This window comes from Sphingopyxis sp. H050 (assembly GCF_001468265.1).
GTDB lineage: Bacteria > Pseudomonadota > Alphaproteobacteria > Sphingomonadales > Sphingomonadaceae > Sphingopyxis.
Genome location: NZ_LNRZ01000006.1, coordinates 202,501 through 218,491, shown reverse-complemented (window position 1 = coordinate 218,491; position 15,991 = coordinate 202,501). Strand labels below are relative to the sequence as shown.

Genomic DNA, 15,991 nt, shown 5'->3' with positions numbered 1-15,991 from the left:
CATAGGCTTGCCGTCCCCGGGAAAGAACAGAGCCGCAGGATGGCCGCGATGGGACAGGCAAACGGGTTCCCGCTCGGTCGCAACAGGAGCATGACATGGACGCCTTGGTCTCAACCGACTGGCTGGAACGCGAACTGGGGGCATCGGATCTCCGGATCGTCGATGCGACGAAATTCATGGACGGCGCCGGCCGCGACCCGCGCGCCGAATATGAGGCGGGCCATATCCCGGGCGCGGTGTTCATGGACCTGGCCGAACTAGCCGATACGTCCAATGCGATCGACAATATGGCGCCTCCGGCCGAGAAATTCGCCAGCCGGATGCAGTCGCTGGGTCTCGGCGACGGCAGCCGCATCGTGATCTACGACGACAGCCCGCTCAAAAGCGCGGCGCGCGCCTGGTGGTTGCTCAAGCTGTTCGGCGCCCATGACGTCGCCTTGCTCGACGGCGGGCTCGCCAAATGGAAGGCCGAGGGGCGCGCGCTCGAAATGGGCAAGCAGACGCTGCGCCACCGCCATTTCACCGTATGGCGCGACGCGAAGGCGGTCCGGACCAAGGACCAGATTTTGGCGAATATCGACAGCGGCGCCGAACAGGTCGTCGATGCGCGCCCCGCCGCGCGCTTCACCGGCGAAGAGCGCGACCCGCGCCCGGGTCTGGCGCCGGGCCATATCCCGGGCTCGCGCAGCCTGCCGCACAGCGAATTGTTCAACGCCGACGGCACGTGGAAGCGCGGCGACGCGCTGAAGGCCGCCTTCGACGCCGCGGGCATCGACCTCGACAAGCCGCTCGTCACCACCTGCGGCAGCGGCATGACCGCGACCGTCGTCGCCTTTGGCGCGCATCTGCTCGGCAAGGAGGACGTCGCGGTTTACGACGGCAGCTGGACCGAATGGGGCGCCGATCCCGCGACGCCCAAGGCGACCGGCGCGGCCTGAACGCGGGGGCGCGTGCGCGGAGGCTGGGCTGCCCGCGCGTAGCGCCATTGGTCTCGCACGAAGACACAAAGAGGGCAACTCATGCGCGCGCGGTGCGTGCAAGGGCTGCCCTCTTTGTGTCTTCGTGTGAAAATATGGAAATAGCCCACTGGCGCGGGGCGTGTGACCTGCCACTGGATTTTGCCCGGCGCGCCGCTAACAGGGGGCATGAGCAACAGCGACGACGACAGCCTCCGCCCCGCGACGAAACTGGTGCAGGGCGGGCGGCGGCCCGAATGGACCGGCGACCCGCGCCTGGGCGGTGGGGTGGTCAATCCGCCGGTGTGGCGCGCCTCGACGATCCTTTATGACAATATCGCGGATTTGGAGGCGCGCGGGCATGCGACGCACGACAAACTCTATTACGGTCGGCGCGGGACGCCGACGGTGTGGGCGCTCGCCGACGCGTTGACGCAGATGGAGCCGGGGGCGGAAGGGACTCTGCTCTATCCCTCGGGCGTCGCGGCCAATTCGGCGGGGCTGCTCGCCTTGCTGTCGCCTGGCGATCATCTGCTGATGGTCGACAGCGCCTATGAACCGACGCGCGCCTTCTGCGACGGGATGCTCGCGCGGATGGGCGTCAGGACGACCTATTATGATCCGCTGATCGGCGCCGATATCACCGGACTGATCGAACCCGCGACCAAGCTGATCTTCCTCGAATCGCCGGGCAGCCTGACTTTCGAGGTGCAGGATATTCCTGCGATCACGGCTGTAGCGCGCGAACGCGGCGTGCTGACGATGCTCGACAACACTTGGGCGACCCCGCTGCTGTTTCCGGCGCTGGCGCATGGCGTCGATGTGACGATGATGAGCCTGACCAAATATATCGGCGGGCACAGCGACGCGATGATGGGTTCGCTTACCGCGACGCGCGCCGTGTGGCCCAGGCTGCGCAGCGCGGCCTATCAACTGGGGCAGGCGGTCTCGCCCGACGATTGCGCGCTCATGCTGCGCGGGCTCCGGACGCTCGACGTCCGCATGGCGCGGCACGGCGATAATGGGCTGACGATCGCGAACTGGCTCGCGGGGCGGCCCGAGGTCGGTCGCGTGCTGCATCCCGCGCGGCCCGGCGATCGGGGTCACGCGATCTGGTCGCGCGATTTCGGCGGCGCCAGCGGCTTGTTCGGCTTCACCCTGAAGAGCGCCGACGAGGCGGCGCGGACGCGCTTCCTCGATGCGCTCGAACATTTCGGCATCGGCTTCAGCTGGGGCGGGTATGAAAGCCTGGTCGTGCCGAGCAATCCGCAGACGATCCGTACCGTCGTGGCTTGGACGGATCCCGATCCGCTCGTCCGCCTGTCGATCGGTCTCGAGGACCCTGCCGACCTGATCGCGGATCTGACGCGCGGATTCGCCGCCCTGTGAGCGCCGAGACAAGCCTTCGCGAGGGATTTGCGCGCACCGTAGCGGTGATGAAGGACATCGGGCTCGACGTCGGCTCTTACCGCCTGTCGCTCTATGGCCTGTTTTCGGCGATCGTCGTCGCGTTCCTGCTCTATGTTGCGGTCAAAGCGACGATGCGCGCGATCAAATGGCTGCTCCGCCGCAATCGCCAGATCGACGAGGCGCAGCGGTTGCTGACCGAAAAGCTGATCGCTATCGCGCTCTTCCTGTTCGCGATGCTGTTCGGCATCGACCTGCTCGGCATCGACCTGACGGCGCTTGCGGTCTTTTCGGGCGCCGCGGGCCTCGCGATCGGTTTCGGCCTCCAGAAGACGGTCGGCAACCTCATCGCGGGGATCATCCTGTTGATGGACCGCTCGATCAAGCCCGGCGACATCATCGTCGTCGGCGACGGCAGCAGCATGGGCGGGTCGGCGATGCTAAACGGCGTGCCGAACGTCGGGCGCGTCGCCAAGATCGGGGTGCGCGCGGTCAATGTCGTGACCCGCGACGGCAAGAAGCATCTGATCCCGAACGAATTGCTGATGACGCAGCCGGTCGAGAACTGGAGCTATGCCAGCCCCGAGGTGCGGGTGCGGATGCGCGTCCCGGTGCCCTATGATGCGGATTTGCGGCTGGCGCAGCGGCTGATCGTCGAGACGGCAAACGCGAACCTGCGCATCCTGAACGAGCCCGAACCGGCGGTGTGGATCACCGCCTTCGGCGAACGCGCGGTCGAGCATGAGCTGCGCTACTGGATTTCGGACCCCGAAGCGGGCCTCGGCAATATCCAGGGCGATGTGTTTCTGGGCATTTGGGACCGCTTCAAGGAGGCGGGAATCCGCATTCCCTATCCGCGGACCGATGTTCGGATCGTCGATAAGGACGCGGACGCTTAAAGCGACTGTGTGTCCCCTGCGTTCGCAGGGGCGCAGAAGATCAGACGCCGACCTTCTTCGCGCGCTCGACGCACTCGACGATGATGCGCTTCGCTTCGTCGACGTCGCCCCAGCCGTTGAGCTTTGCCCATTTGCCGGGTTCGAGGTCCTTATAGTGGGTGAAGAAATGCTCGATCTGCTGGAGCACGATCGGCGGCATGTCGGTGTAGCTTGCGACATCGGCGTAATAGGGGAAGGTCTTGTTGACCGGCACGCACAGCAGCTTCTCGTCGCCTCCGGCGTCGTCCTCCATCAGCAGAACGCCGATCGGACGGCACTTCACCACCGCGCCGGCAACGATCGGTGAGCGCGCGACGACGAGCGCGTCGAGCGGGTCGCCATCGTCGCCCAACGTATGCGGAATGAAGCCATAATTGGCGGGATAGCGCATCGGGGTGTGCAGGAAGCGGTCAACGAAGAGCGCGCCCGACGCCTTGTCGAACTCGTACTTCACCGGCTCGCCGCCGATCGGGACTTCGATCAGCACGTTCAGGCTGTCGGGCGGATTGTCGCCGGCGGGAATCAGGTCGATGCGCATGGGAGAATGCAGTCCTTTTGGTTTTTGGATTCGCGCGCGCCTTTAGCGCCGGTGGGCGCGGAAAGTCGAGGCGCAAGTTCCTCCCTGTCGCGCCGCGATGGGGAGGGGGACCGTCCGCGTAGCGGATGGTGGAGGGGCGACGTCCTGGCCCTTGCGTCAGTGCTTTGCGCTGCCACCTCGCCATGCCTCCAGCACAGGGAGGATATTACAGCGCGCGTTTCGCCGCGAGGAGCTGGTCGAACCAGTCAGGCCCGGCGCCACTCTTCTCGATATGCGGCCAGCGCAGCCCGCCGTGATAGTCGAGGTCGATCGTCCGATAGCGCCCGCCGCGCTCGACGAGCAGCTTCACCGGGGTCTTGCCGTCGGCCGCGGCGCGGATCGCGGCTTCCAGCCGATCCTTGCTGTAGGCCATGCCCTCGACCGCCACAATCTTCGTCCCGTTGACGATGTCGGCCTTGAATGCGGGGCCGTCCCACAAAATGCTGCCCGCCACGCCATCCTTGTCGATCGTCATGCCGAGCGAGAAGGTCAGGTCGTAATTCTTCGCGCGGCGCATGCGGTCGCGGTCATAGACATTGGGCGCGTCGCGCCACACCAGCCGATACCCGGCCTTTTCGATCCCCGCGACCGGCGCGGGCCGGCCGGGCAGCTGCATATGGTCGCGCAGGAATTTCGCCCAGTCATAGGGATGGACGGCGTTCAGCGTCGCGGCGATGTCGTCGAAGTCGTATGTAACCTCGCCCCAGTCGCCGCTCCTGCCGCCGAAAAAGGCCTTGGCGAAATCGTCAAGGCTCTTCCCATTGTTCGTCGCCTGGCGGATGATCATGTCGGCCTCGAGCCACATCAGCGAGCCTTCGTTGTAATAATCCTCGGTGCGCGTTGCGCTGGGGAAGGCGCGCGCCTTGCGCGCTGCGATCACGGGGTCGAGCGTCGTATCCTCAACCGAGCGCCATTCGCGGCCGGCCTGGACGCTGTAGGTGGCGGCGTTGGTCGCCCATTCGGCGAGCACCATTTCCTTCGACTGCATCCCCGACCGGCCGGCAAGGACGAGATCCCAGAAGCTGGTCTGCCCCTCATAGACCCAGAGCAGATTGCCCTGCATCGGGGTGCGGTAGTCGGGGGTCCACAGCTTGTCGGGGCGGCGGTATTTGCCGTTCCAGCTGTGAACGAACTCGTGCGGAAGCAGTCCGCGCTCCGAATCATTGTCGTCCCACTCGGTGAAATAATCGGGGTTCCGGCTGTTCTCACTCGATCGGTGATGCTCGAGCCCGATCCCGCCCAGCTCGTCGCTCAGCGCGAGAAGGAACTCGTAGCGATCGAAATGCTTGATCCCGAACAGCGCAATCGCTTCGGACACCATCGCCGCATGGCGCGCGATATGATCGGGATTGGCGGCGAGATATTTGGCCTCGTCGGCGACCACGTTCAGCGTCACATTCTGCCCGAGGTCCCATTTGCGGAAATATTTCCCCGCGAACATCGGGCTGTCGACCAGCGTCTCGTAAGTCGTCGGCGCGTAGCTGTAGCGATTGCCCGAAATCTTCAACCCGTCGAGCGCCGCCGCGCCGGTCCAACCGTCGGGCAGGGTCACGTCGAGCTGAACCGGGATCCCGCGCGTGAAATAGCCGGCGGGGTACAGGCTGACCTGCTCCCATTGCAGATTCATCATCGCCGGGGTGACGACGACGCGGCCCTCGGTCGTCCGCGTCGGCGACAGGAAGTCGAAGGCGACGTCGATGCTTTTCGTCCCCGCGGGCACGTCGATGTCAAAGGCGTAGACGTCGGTCGGCTGGCGTGTCCACGTCAGCGGCTTGCCGCCCGCGGTCGGCTTGAAGCCCGCGATCTCGGCGATCGCGCCGCGCGGGGCGTGCTTGCCGGGCAGCCATTGCGGATAGAGCAGGGTGAATTTTCCCGACTTCGCAACCGGGATCGTCTGGCGAACGCGGAAGATGCCGCGCGCATAGTCGGTCGCATCGACTTTCAGCAGCATCGTGCCCGGATAAGGCCGGTCGGCGGGCAGCGGGATGCTGTGCGGCTGGACGACGGGCTGGGGGCGGCTGTTCGCCTCCTGCGCATGGGCGGGGGCGATAATGGCGATCAGGGCGGCTGCGATGAACAGGGTTTTTTCCATGGCCATCCTCTGCCGCCAAACCGCGCGGAGGTCCAGCAGACGCTCTGCCAGCGCGCCGGCCGGTTCGACGAACCGCGCGGCTCAGCCGCCGGCGATCATATTGATCGAGAAGGCCAATATGCCGAGGTTGTAGATGAAGGCGGCCAGGCAGTGCCCGGTCGATGCGTGGCGGATGTCGCGGCTGGTGATGTCGATGTCGGCGGTCTGGAAGGTCATCCCCAGGATCAGCGCGAAATGCAGGAAATCGAAATAGTCGGGGGTGTCGGTGCTGGGGATCGACAGCCCGCCGGCGTGTCCGCCCTTCGCGCCGCCCCGCCGGTAATAGAGATGCGCATAATGGATCGCGTAGACAATGTTGGCGAACAGCCAGACGAGCGCGAGCGTGACGATGACCAGCGGCTTCGAATAGGCGCCGGTTCCCGCGACGAGCTGCGCCAGCGCGCCAAGCACGACAATGCTGACCGCCACCGACAGGATCAGCAGCGCGGTGCGGTTGGCGTCATTCTCGGTCGCGTGGCGCGCCATCACGCGCGGGTCGGTCGTGCGGAACAGCGGGATCGTCGACAGCAGGAAGAGCGCGGTCACGATATCGAAGCCGATCAGAAAGCCGTGCAGCGGCGAAGCCGACTGCCACACCGCCCAGATCGCGACGAGGATCAGGCCCGCCGCATAGGCGACGAAGCGCGGCGGCGCGATGCGGTTGCCGATGGTGCGGGCCATATGCCGAGCCTAGCCGCGGCGAAGGCCCATGCAAGCCCGCTTTGCCTTTCGGCGAAAAAGCATTAGACGCGCGGCGCATGAGCAAGGACAAATCCGCCAAGATCCCGACCCCGCAAGCCGTGCGCGGCACGCAGGACATGCTCGGCGATTTCGCCGACCGCTTCGCACATGTCGTCGAGACCTTCGAACGGGTGCGCCGCCTCTATGGCTTCAAGCGGATCGAGGTGCCGGTGATCGAGCCGACCGCGGTGTTCGCGCGATCGCTCGGCGAGACGACCGACGTCGTGTCGAAGGAAATGTACTCGTTCGACGATCGCGGCGGCGAATCGATCACCCTGCGCCCCGAATTCACCGCGGGGATCGCGCGCGCCTATATCACCAACGGCTGGCAGCAGTTCGCGCCGCTCAAAGTCGCGACGCACGGCCCGCTGTTCCGCTACGAGCGCCCGCAGAAGGGCCGCTATCGCCAGTTCCACCAGCTCGACGCCGAGGTGATCGGCAGCGACAGCCCGCTCGCCGATGCCGAACTGCTGGTTTTTGCCGACCAGCTCTTGAAGGAACTGGGCATCGCCGAGGGCGTGACCTTGACGCTCAACACGCTGGGCGATGCGGCGAGCCGCGATGCGTGGCGCGCGGCGCTGGTCGAGCATTTCGAAGCGCACCGCGGCGATCTCAGCGAAGACAGCCTCGCGCGGCTCGACAAGAATCCGCTGCGCATCCTCGACAGCAAGGATCCGAAGGACCGGCCGATCGCCGACAGCGCGCCCGACATCGATGCGTATCTGACGCAGGAGGCGCAGGATTTCTTCGGTGCCGTGACCGCCGGGCTCGACGCGGCGGGCGTCGCGTGGGAGCGCAATGCGCGGCTGGTGCGCGGGCTCGACTATTATCGCCACACGGCGTTCGAATTCGTCACCGACCGGCTGGGCGCGCAGGGCACGGTGCTCGGCGGCGGGCGCTATGACGGGCTGATCGAGAATCTCGGTGGCCCGTCGACCCCGGCGGTCGGCTGGGCGGCGGGGATTGAGCGGCTGGCGATGTTGCTGGCCGACGATGTGATCGATACGCGGCTCGACGCGGTGATCGCGGTCGAGGATGATGGCCAGCTCGCGCTGGCGATGCAGGCGCTGACAGCGCTTCGAAATGCTGGTTTCGCGACCGAGATCGTCGCGAGCGGCTCGCCGCGCAAGCGCTTCGACAAGGCAGCGAAGATTCCGGCGCACGCGCTGATTTCGGTCGGCACGCGCGATGGCGCACCGCATATCAATGTGCGGGGTGAGGGCGAGCGGGCGAAGGCGATGCAGGCTCTTCTTCCCTCGTCACCCTGAACTTGTTTCAGGGTCCATGGGCCGAGGTTTCGATGTAGCGCCATGGATGCTGAAACAAGTTCAGCATGATGGCTTCTGGAGTGGTTCGGCAATTCCCCATTCCACGGCCAAATCGTCCCAGTCGGGATTGTTCGCCTCGATCAGATTGATCTTCCATGGCCGGTGCCAACGCTTGAGTTGCTTTTCGCGCGCAATCGCGGCCGCCATATCGTCGAAGAATTCGGCGTGGATGAGCCGGTAGACGCGGTATTGCGTCGTGAATCCCGGCGCGGCGCCCGATCGGTGCTGCCAGATGCGTGCGGCGAGGTCGGACGAGACGCCGATATAGAGCATGCCCTGCTTTTGGCTGGCGAGAATATAGGTGCAGGGTTGCCGCGACGGCATGTTGGCCTCTATGCGGCGCCATGGATGCTGAAACAAGTTCAGCATGACGTAGTTATACCATTTTGGACAAGATGACCTCCGTTTCCGAAAAGCAGATCGACGCCATCATCGAACGCCACGCGGCGCTGCAGGCGCGCATGGCGACGGGCGATATGGCGCCGGCCGACTTCGTTGCGGCGTCGAAGGAGTTTGCCGAACTTGAGCCCGTCGCCAAGGCTGCGAGCGAAGTGACGCGGCTTAGGGCCGAACTGGTGTCGCTGACCGAAATGCTCGCCGATCCCGAGATGAAGGCGATGGCGGCCGAGGAAATCGCCGCGGTCGAGGCGGCGCTGCCCGCCGCCGAGCATGATCTGGCGATCAAACTGCTGCCCAAGGACGTCGCGGACGAACGCGCCGCGATGCTGGAAATTCGCGCCGGGACCGGCGGCGACGAGGCGGCGCTGTTCGCGGGCGACCTGCTGCGCATGTACAGCCGCTACGCCGATACGCAGGGCTGGAAGGTCGAGGTCATTTCGGCGAACGAGACCGAGGTCGGCGGCTACAAGGAAGTCGTCGCGTCGGTCAGCGGGCAGGGCGTGTTCGCCAAACTGAAGTTCGAAAGCGGCGTCCACCGCGTCCAGCGCGTCCCCGCGACCGAAAGCCAAGGGCGCATCCACACCAGCGCGGCGACCGTCGCGGTGCTGCCCGAGGCCGAGGAGGTCGATGTCGCGATCAACGACAACGACCTGAAAATCGACATCTATCGCGCATCGGGCGCGGGCGGCCAGCACGTCAACACCACCGACTCGGCGATCCGCATCACGCACTTGCCCACCGGGCTCGTCGTGATCCAGCAGGATCAGCGCAGTCAGCACAAGAACCGCGCCAAGGCGATGCAGGTGCTGCGGGCGCGGCTCTATGATCTGGAGCGCGAGAAGATCCACAGCGCCGAGGCGTCGGCGCGCAAGTCGATGGTCGGCTCGGGCGACCGCTCCGAACGCATCCGCACCTATAATTTCCCGCAGGGGCGCGTGACCGACCATCGCATCAACCTGACCCTCCACCGCCTGCCGGAGATTATCGAGGGACAGATGGACGAACTGATCGACGCGCTAATTGCCGAGGATCAGGCGCAGCGGCTGGCGGGGCTGGGTGAATAGACTAGCGCCCCTGCGCGTTCCCCAATCCGTTCGCAGCGAGCCCTTCGACTGCTCTGCGGGCGCTCAGGATAAACCTACGGCGCGAGATGCCTCTCGACGTAGAGCGCGGTTGATGGGTGTCTCGACTTCGCTCGGCACGAACGGAATTTTACGTGTGTGACGTGGCTCAGGCACTGCGCGATGCGGCGCAGCGGCTGGCTGGCGTCTCCGACACGCCGCGGCTCGACGCCGAATTGCTGCTGGCGCACGCCTTGGGCGTCGAACGGCAGGTTTTGCTGCTCGATCCGGCGCGCTACGCGGTTCCCGACATGTTCGACGCCTTGATTGAGCGGCGGCGTGCGCACGAACCGCTCGCCTATATCGTCGGCTATCGCGATTTCTGGACGATCCGGCTGCGGGTCGGCCCCGGCGTGCTGATCCCGCGTCCCGACAGCGAGACGCTGATCGAAGCGGCGGTTCAGCATTTCGGCGAGTCCGGCCCGCGGCGGGTGCTCGACCTCGGCACCGGGCCGGGGACGCTGCTCCTCGCGGCGCTGGCCGAATGGCCCGCCGCGACCGGGCTTGGCGTCGATGCGAGCGAGGCAGCGCTGGCCTTGGCGCGCGCGAATGCCGAGGTGCTGGATCTGACCGAGCGCACCGCATTCCGAACCGGCGACTGGGCCGACGGCGTCGACGGGCCGTTCGACCTCATTCTTTGCAACCCGCCCTATATCGCCGACAGCGAGGCGCTGATGCCCGACGTCGCCGATTTTGAGCCTGCCGGGGCGCTGTTCGCGGGCGCCGACGGGCTGCGCGACTATCGCCGGATCATCCCCGATCTGGGCCGATTATTGGCGCCCGGCGGGATCGCGATCCTTGAAATCGGGCACCGGCAACGCATATCGGTATCGCAGCTCGCCGAAGCGGCGGGCTTTGCCGTGATCTGCAAGCGGGACCTCGGCGGCCGCGACAGGGCGCTTTTGCTGACCTGCGCCTGACCGGCTCGTGCAAGAATTTGCTTGGTTTCCGCCCGAAAGCACGGTAGGGGCGGCTCACAGACCCGGCACGGTTACCTTCATTGGTCCGGCCGGTCTGCTTCCCACTTACAAGGCTGGTGCGGACCATGGGTCCGGCGCAGGCGGTAACGGGAACCGCGCACAAAGCGCGGGCGCGACGCGCATATCGCGGTCGGCCAAAATGGGGTTGGCGTAGCTTATTAGCTTATCAGGATGTCTCAGTTGAACATGAACAACCGACAGAGCGGTCGCCGTCGCGGCCGCAACAATAACAACAACAATAACAGCAATCGCTCGCAGTCCGGTGGCGGACGCGGCGGTGTCGACCAGGCCAACCGCATCGACAGCCGAGCCCGCGGCAACGCGGCCCAGATGATCGAGAAATACCGCAACCTTGCGCGCGACGCGCAGCTTGCGGGCGACCGGGTCCAGACCGAATATTATCTCCAGTTCGCCGACCATTATTTCCGCGTCGTGAGCGATTTCCGCGCCCGGCAGGAAGAAAAGGCCGCCGCGAACGGACAGGAGCGCAGCTACGACCGCAGCCGCGAGATCCGCGGCGTCGAGGATTTCGACGGCCATGACGACAGCGGCTTTGAAAGCGACACCGACGCCGACACCGAGAGCCGCGACGAAGGTCGTGACAATGGCAATCGTGAAAACGGCAATCGCGAAGGCCGTGAGGGCCGCGAGCGCGGCGGTAACGAGCGCCGCGACGACGACAATCGCGGCAACCGCCAGCAGCGCGAGCGGGGCAATCGCCGCGACCGCGAGGACGATCGCGGCCCCGTCGCCAACGCCGATGAAGGCCATGGGGACGAGGTCGAATCCGCACAGGAAGCGCCCGCTCCGCGCACGAATCGCCGCGGTCCGCGCCGCGCCCGCCCCGAGGCCGATGTGAACGAAGATGGCGGCAATGCTGGCATCGACACCGCGGTGCTGCCGCCGGCCATCGGTCGTCCGGCCGAGCCCGAAGCAGCCGAGGGCGACGCCGACGAAGCGCCCGCGCCCAAGGCGCGCCGCACCCGCCGCACGCTCGCCCCGCGCGGTTCGGGGGTCGAAGCGGCCGAATAAGGCCGTTCGATCGCTCGCCGATTTCGGCTGGCCTTTGGATTCGACATAACATAGCCTCTTCGCACGACATCGTGCGGGGAGGTGATTATGCGCGCTTTGGCAATGGCTTGCGTGCTCTTGGCCGGATCGGCGACCGGCCCGGCGATGGCGCAGGCCGACCTGGTCGGCAATGCGCAGGGCGATGTCGCGGTCACCGTTTATTCGGGCGAGCTTGCGCTCGTCACCGACACGCGGCTGGTGACGCTCCCGGCCGGCGAATCGCGGGTCGAATTTCCCGACGTGTCGAGCCGCATCCGGCCCGAGACGGTCAGCCTGACCGGCAGCAATTTCGAGATCGTCGAGCAGAATTTCGATTTCGACCTGCTGTCGCCGACAGCGATGATGCAGAAGGCGGTGGGGCAGGAGATCACGCTGATCCGCACCAACCCGTCGACCGGCGCCGAAACGCGCGAGCGCGCGAAGGTGCTGGCGGTCAACGGCGGCGTCGTTCTCGACGTCGGCGGCCGGATCGAGATATTGCGCGACGACAATCTGCCGGTGCGCGTGATCTTCGACGGCATCCCGGCCAATCTGCGCGCCCGCCCGACGCTGTCGGTGATGGTCGATTCCAAGGCGGCGGGCGCGCGGCCGCTCACGCTCCGTTATCTGTCCGAGGGGCTCAGCTGGCGCGCCGACTATGTCGCGCTCTACGACGAGGCCGCGAAGGCGATGGACCTGCAGGGCTGGGTGACGCTGAAGAACAACAGCGGCACGGGATTTGCGAATGCGAAACTGCTGCTCGTGGCGAGCAGCGAGATCGGGGTGCGGCGCAGCCGCCGCGGCGACGACGGCGAGCCTGCCGCGCTGACCAGCGCCGGGACCGAGAAGGCGAAGGCCGAGGCGCTCGCCGACATGTTCGCTTATCCGATCGCCGACCGCACGACGATCGCGAGCGCGCAGCAGAAGCAGATCGCCTTCCTCGACGCGATGGCGGTGCCCGCGACGCGCGGCTATTCGGCGTCGCATGATCGCTTCGGCTCGCTCGAGCAAGCGCAGAGCGCGCTCTCGACCTATCGCTTCTCCACCGGAAAGGGCGGGGTGGGCGACGCGATGCCCGCGGGATCGGTGCGGCTCTATGTGAAGGACGCGCGCGGGCAGGCACAGTTCGTCGGCGAATCCTATATCAGCCATACTCCCGCAGGTTCGACGCTGTCGCTCGCGACCGGGCGCGCCTTCGACGTCAAATATCAGCCGATCCTCGAGAAGCGGGAAAAGCTGACCGAGGAAGAATGGACGCGGACGAGCCAGTATCGCATTCGCAAGGATGGGGTGACGACAACCTACGAGGTCGACGTGAAGCGCAATTTTTGGCGCACGCACATGAAATATATCTTCACCAACGCGCGCCCGCAGCCGGTGACGATCGAATTCACGCAGAACGGGCTCAACACCTATAATAATGACACGCGCGTTTCGGCTGAAAGCATAACCGCCGAACCGAGCCTGCTCTGGGAGCAGCGGAAGTGGATGGTGACGGTGCCCGCGAACGGGCGCACCGAGCTGACCGTCCAGTTTGACACGCTGAACTGAGCGATGCGGCGCGCGGCGCTCGCCCTGCTGGTGTTTCTGGCTGCGGCCGGATCGGCCCGCGCGGCCGATCCGCCGGTCGTCGCTTCGCCCAAGCCCGACCATGTCGCCATCAGCCTGTACCGCGATCCGGCGCGCGACACCGACAGCGCGCTGCCCGCGCCCGATAATGACGACGGGCTCGGCGGCTTCGCGCTGATCCGCGAAACGCGCAGCGTCGACCTGCCTCCGGGGCCGGTGACGATTCGCTTCGAGGGGGTGTCGAGCAGCATCCTTCCCGAAAGCGCCCTGCTGCGCGGACCCAAGGGGCGGCCGCGCGAGAAGAATTTCGACCGCCGCCTGCTGTCACAGCGCGGGCTGATCGACGCCTTCACCGGCCAGCGCGTGCTGCTGCGCACCACCGATCCGGCGACAGGCAAGCCGAGTTTCGAGTCCGTGCGCATCCGATCGGGACCCGAGGCGCTGATCGTCGAGCGCAAGGGTGGGTTCGAGGCGGTGCAATGCAGCGGCCTGCCGCAGACGATGCTGTATGAGGCGGTCCCCGCGGGCCTGAACCCGGTGCCGACGCTGTCGATGACGCTCGGCGATCAGCCGGGCGGGCGCACGACGCTGGAGCTCACCTATCTTGCGACCAATTTCGACTGGCAGTCGAACTATGTCGGCGACGTCGCCGGCGACGCCGATTCGGTCGACCTCTTCGCTTGGCTGACCGTCGCCAGCGGCGATGCGACCAGTTTCGAAAAGGCCGACATGGCGGTGATCGCCGGACGCATAGCTTTCTTCCGGCAGGCGCCGGCGGCCGACGACGAGGATGCGTGGGACGCGGAGGATCGCCGCGAGCAGGAAGCGCGCGAGGACCCTTGGCACCCCGACAATATCGAAGTCTGGTTCGATTGCTGGCCGCGCGGCAGTACCGGCGCCGGCACCTATGGCGGACGCCAGTTCGGGCCGGCGTCATTGCCGACCGAATATCCGGCCTATGCCGATGGCTTCAGCATCGGTTTCTTCGGCGGCGGCGGGGGATGCGGCGACGAAGAGGATGGGTGCGATTCGATCGTCGTCACCGGCAGCCGCATCGCGCCGCGCGAGGACATCGGCGACTACAAGCTCTACCGCGTCCCGCAGCCGACGACGCTGGGCGCGCAAAGCCGCAAGCAGATCGCCTTCCTCGAAAAGCCGGCGGTCGCAGCGCAGCTGCTCTATATCCTGGAGGTGAGCGGCGACGATTATGGCTCGGAAAAATCGGTGCTGCGAATCGACAACAAGAAGGGCGGAGTGCTGGACGAGCCGTTGCCCGGCGGACAAGTCACCTTCTTCCAGGCGCGCGGCGGCGAGCGGATGCTCGCGGCCGAGACCAAGGTGAAGGACAAGGCGGTCGGCGAACTGGTCGATTTCGACCTGCCCGAGTCGAACGATCGCTATCTGAGCTCGGATCGCGAGGAACTCGATGCGGGCGAAGGCTGGGCGCGCTACCGGATGACGATCGAGAATGACGGCCAGGTCGCCGAGCCGGTCGAGGTCAGCTTTGCCAACGATAGCGATTATGCGATCGACAAGCTCAGCAAGCCGGTGAAGGAGCGCGACGGCAAGCGCATCTGGTCGGTGGTCGTGCCCGCGGAGGGCAAGCGCTCGATCGACTATCGCGTCCGCGAGGTGGCGCGCATCGGCGCCGACAATCAGGACGATTGGGAAGGGCCGGACGAATAGGCGGCCCCCCGCCTTATGATCGTCATTCCGACGGCAGCGGCCGCGGGCGGTGGTTTTCGTCGAGCGCCACGAAGGTGAAGACGCCTTCGGTCACTTTCTCTTCGGTGCGCCCGCCGTCGCGCGTCGCGATGACCTCGAGCCGGATCGCGAGCGAGGTGCGCCCGCGGCGTTCGATATGGGCGTAAACCGAAATGATGTCGCGCAGCAGGATCGGCGCGATGAACTCCATCGTCTCGATCGCGACGGTCGCGACCGCGCCTTGCGCTTCGCGTCCGGCGACGATGCCGCCGGCGATGTCCATCTGGCTCAGCACCCAGCCGCCGAAGATATGGCCGTTGGCGTTGATGTCGGCGGGACGCGGGACGACGCGCAGGATCGGGTCGCGCGGGCAGTCGGGCTTATCGCTCATTCTTCATGTCCGGATCGTCCTCGAACGGGTCTTCGATCGCTTCGTCATGGCCGCTGCCGCTCGACAGGAAGACGAGACCCATCAGCGCCGCGCCGAGCATGACCGACAGGCCGACGCCCGCGGCGGTCGCGATGATCATATGGATGGTGAGCTGGTCGCCGAGCGTATAGCGCAGCCAGCCGAGCGCCAGGACCACGGCGCCCGCCGAGACGAGCGCCATGCCGCGCATCAGGCGGCGATAGCGGGCCCAGGCGACATCCGACGTGGCGCGATTGTCGAGAGGCGAGCGTTTGACCATGCGACTTCATGAACCATGCCTTCCATAAGGCCAAGCCGAAAGGCCGCGCATTTGGCTTCGCGGCGAATCATGATAGGCTTCGCGGGCAACGGATAAGACGAAGGGAGCGGCACCATGACGATCGGAGCGATTCTTCACGGGCGCACAGGCGCGGTGGTTTCGGCGCGGCCGGCGGATACGGTGCGGGCGGTGATCGACTTGCTGGCGCAGCATCGCATCGGCGCGGTCCCGGTCGTCGAGGGCGATGCGATCGTCGGCATTTTCTCCGAGCGCGATCTCGTCCGGCTGATGTCTTCCTATGGCCCCGAAGCGCTCGACCGCACTCTCGACGAAGTGATGACCAAGTCGCCGGTCACCTGTGACTCGCGCATGGCAGTGATCGCGGCGCTGTCGCAGATGAC

At 66.0% G+C, this 15,991-nt stretch carries 16 protein-coding genes (1 of these 16 cut by a window edge); 10 read left to right on the top strand and 6 right to left on the bottom strand.

Features of this window, described 5'->3' with window-relative positions; translation table 11 throughout:
* Positions 1–95: 95 nt before the first annotated feature.
* The 3 genes from sseA (at position 96) to ATE67_RS14010 (ending at position 3,262) form a co-directional block, all read left to right on the top strand.
* Positions 96–938: a 3-mercaptopyruvate sulfurtransferase gene (sseA, locus tag ATE67_RS14020; RefSeq protein WP_058817298.1), complete on the top strand. Its 843-nt coding sequence runs from the start codon at positions 96–98 to the stop codon at positions 936–938.
* Positions 939–1,145: 207 nt separating this feature from the next.
* Positions 1,146–2,345, top strand: a complete 1,200-nt coding sequence (metC, locus tag ATE67_RS14015; protein WP_058817297.1) for a cystathionine beta-lyase — start codon at positions 1,146–1,148, stop codon at positions 2,343–2,345.
* Positions 2,342–3,262: a mechanosensitive ion channel family protein gene (locus tag ATE67_RS14010; protein WP_058817296.1), complete on the top strand. Its 921-nt coding sequence runs from the start codon at positions 2,342–2,344 to the stop codon at positions 3,260–3,262. Before metC ends, ATE67_RS14010 begins: the two co-directional genes overlap by 4 nt.
* A 40-nt stretch (positions 3,263–3,302) precedes the next feature.
* On the opposite strand, the gene ppa is transcribed toward ATE67_RS14010, so the two are convergent.
* The 3 genes from ppa to ATE67_RS13995 form a co-directional block, all read right to left on the bottom strand.
* Entirely contained in the window at positions 3,303–3,839 is a 537-nt protein-coding gene (ppa, locus tag ATE67_RS14005) for an inorganic diphosphatase (protein WP_058817295.1), read from the bottom strand.
* 205 nt (positions 3,840–4,044) lie between these two features.
* On the bottom strand, positions 4,045–5,970 hold the full coding sequence (locus ATE67_RS14000) for a M61 family metallopeptidase (RefSeq protein ID WP_058817294.1): 1,926 nt from the start codon (positions 5,968–5,970) through the stop codon (positions 4,045–4,047).
* Between the two features lie 81 nt (positions 5,971–6,051).
* On the bottom strand, positions 6,052–6,690 hold the full coding sequence (locus ATE67_RS13995) for a DUF1345 domain-containing protein (RefSeq protein WP_058817293.1): 639 nt from the start codon (positions 6,688–6,690) through the stop codon (positions 6,052–6,054).
* Between the two features lie 77 nt (positions 6,691–6,767).
* On the opposite strand from ATE67_RS13995, the gene hisS reads away from it, so the two are divergent.
* Entirely contained in the window at positions 6,768–8,018 is a 1,251-nt protein-coding gene (hisS, locus tag ATE67_RS13990; protein ID WP_058817292.1) for a histidine--tRNA ligase, read from the top strand.
* Between the two features lie 60 nt (positions 8,019–8,078).
* Here the strand turns inward: hisS and ATE67_RS13985 are convergent, their stop codons facing one another.
* Complete coding sequence (locus ATE67_RS13985) at positions 8,079–8,402, bottom strand: GIY-YIG nuclease family protein (RefSeq protein WP_231728163.1); 324 nt, start codon at positions 8,400–8,402, stop codon at positions 8,079–8,081.
* A 71-nt stretch (positions 8,403–8,473) separates the two neighbouring features.
* Between ATE67_RS13985 and prfA the strand changes: the two genes are divergently transcribed.
* From prfA to ATE67_RS13960, 5 genes are all read left to right on the top strand, one after another.
* Positions 8,474–9,541 carry a peptide chain release factor 1 gene (gene prfA, locus ATE67_RS13980; RefSeq protein ID WP_058817414.1) on the top strand — a complete coding sequence of 356 codons (1,068 nt, stop codon included), beginning with the start codon at positions 8,474–8,476 and terminating at the stop codon, positions 9,539–9,541.
* A 161-nt stretch (positions 9,542–9,702) separates the two neighbouring features.
* Positions 9,703–10,518: a peptide chain release factor N(5)-glutamine methyltransferase gene (prmC, locus tag ATE67_RS13975; RefSeq protein ID WP_058817290.1), complete on the top strand. Its 816-nt coding sequence runs from the start codon at positions 9,703–9,705 to the stop codon at positions 10,516–10,518.
* Between the two features lie 231 nt (positions 10,519–10,749).
* Positions 10,750–11,610, top strand: coding sequence for a DUF4167 domain-containing protein (locus tag ATE67_RS13970; RefSeq protein WP_058817289.1), 861 nt, complete (start codon positions 10,750–10,752; stop codon positions 11,608–11,610).
* A gap of 87 nt (positions 11,611–11,697) precedes the next feature.
* On the top strand, positions 11,698–13,179 hold the full coding sequence (locus ATE67_RS13965; protein WP_058817288.1) for a DUF4139 domain-containing protein: 1,482 nt from the start codon (positions 11,698–11,700) through the stop codon (positions 13,177–13,179).
* A 3-nt stretch (positions 13,180–13,182) separates the two neighbouring features.
* Positions 13,183–14,883, top strand: coding sequence for a DUF4139 domain-containing protein (locus ATE67_RS13960; RefSeq protein WP_058817287.1), 1,701 nt, complete (start codon positions 13,183–13,185; stop codon positions 14,881–14,883).
* A gap of 22 nt (positions 14,884–14,905) precedes the next feature.
* Here ATE67_RS13960 and ATE67_RS13955 read toward each other — a convergent pair whose 3' ends face one another.
* Together ATE67_RS13955 and ATE67_RS13950 are read right to left on the bottom strand one after the other, a co-directional pair.
* A complete protein-coding gene (locus tag ATE67_RS13955; protein ID WP_058817286.1) occupies positions 14,906–15,292 on the bottom strand; it encodes an acyl-CoA thioesterase in 387 nt (128 codons plus the stop codon).
* Positions 15,282–15,590 (bottom strand): hypothetical protein, encoded by a 309-nt coding sequence (locus ATE67_RS13950; protein ID WP_058817285.1) that lies wholly within the window; start codon positions 15,588–15,590, stop codon positions 15,282–15,284. Before ATE67_RS13950 ends, ATE67_RS13955 begins: the two co-directional genes overlap by 11 nt.
* 114 nt (positions 15,591–15,704) lie before the next feature.
* On the opposite strand from ATE67_RS13950, the gene ATE67_RS13945 reads away from it, so the two are divergent.
* Positions 15,705–15,991, top strand: the 5' portion of a protein-coding gene (locus ATE67_RS13945; protein WP_058817284.1) for a CBS domain-containing protein. 139 nt of this gene lie beyond the right edge of the window; only the first 287 of its 426 coding nucleotides appear in the window; it begins with the start codon at positions 15,705–15,707; its stop codon lies off the right edge, out of view.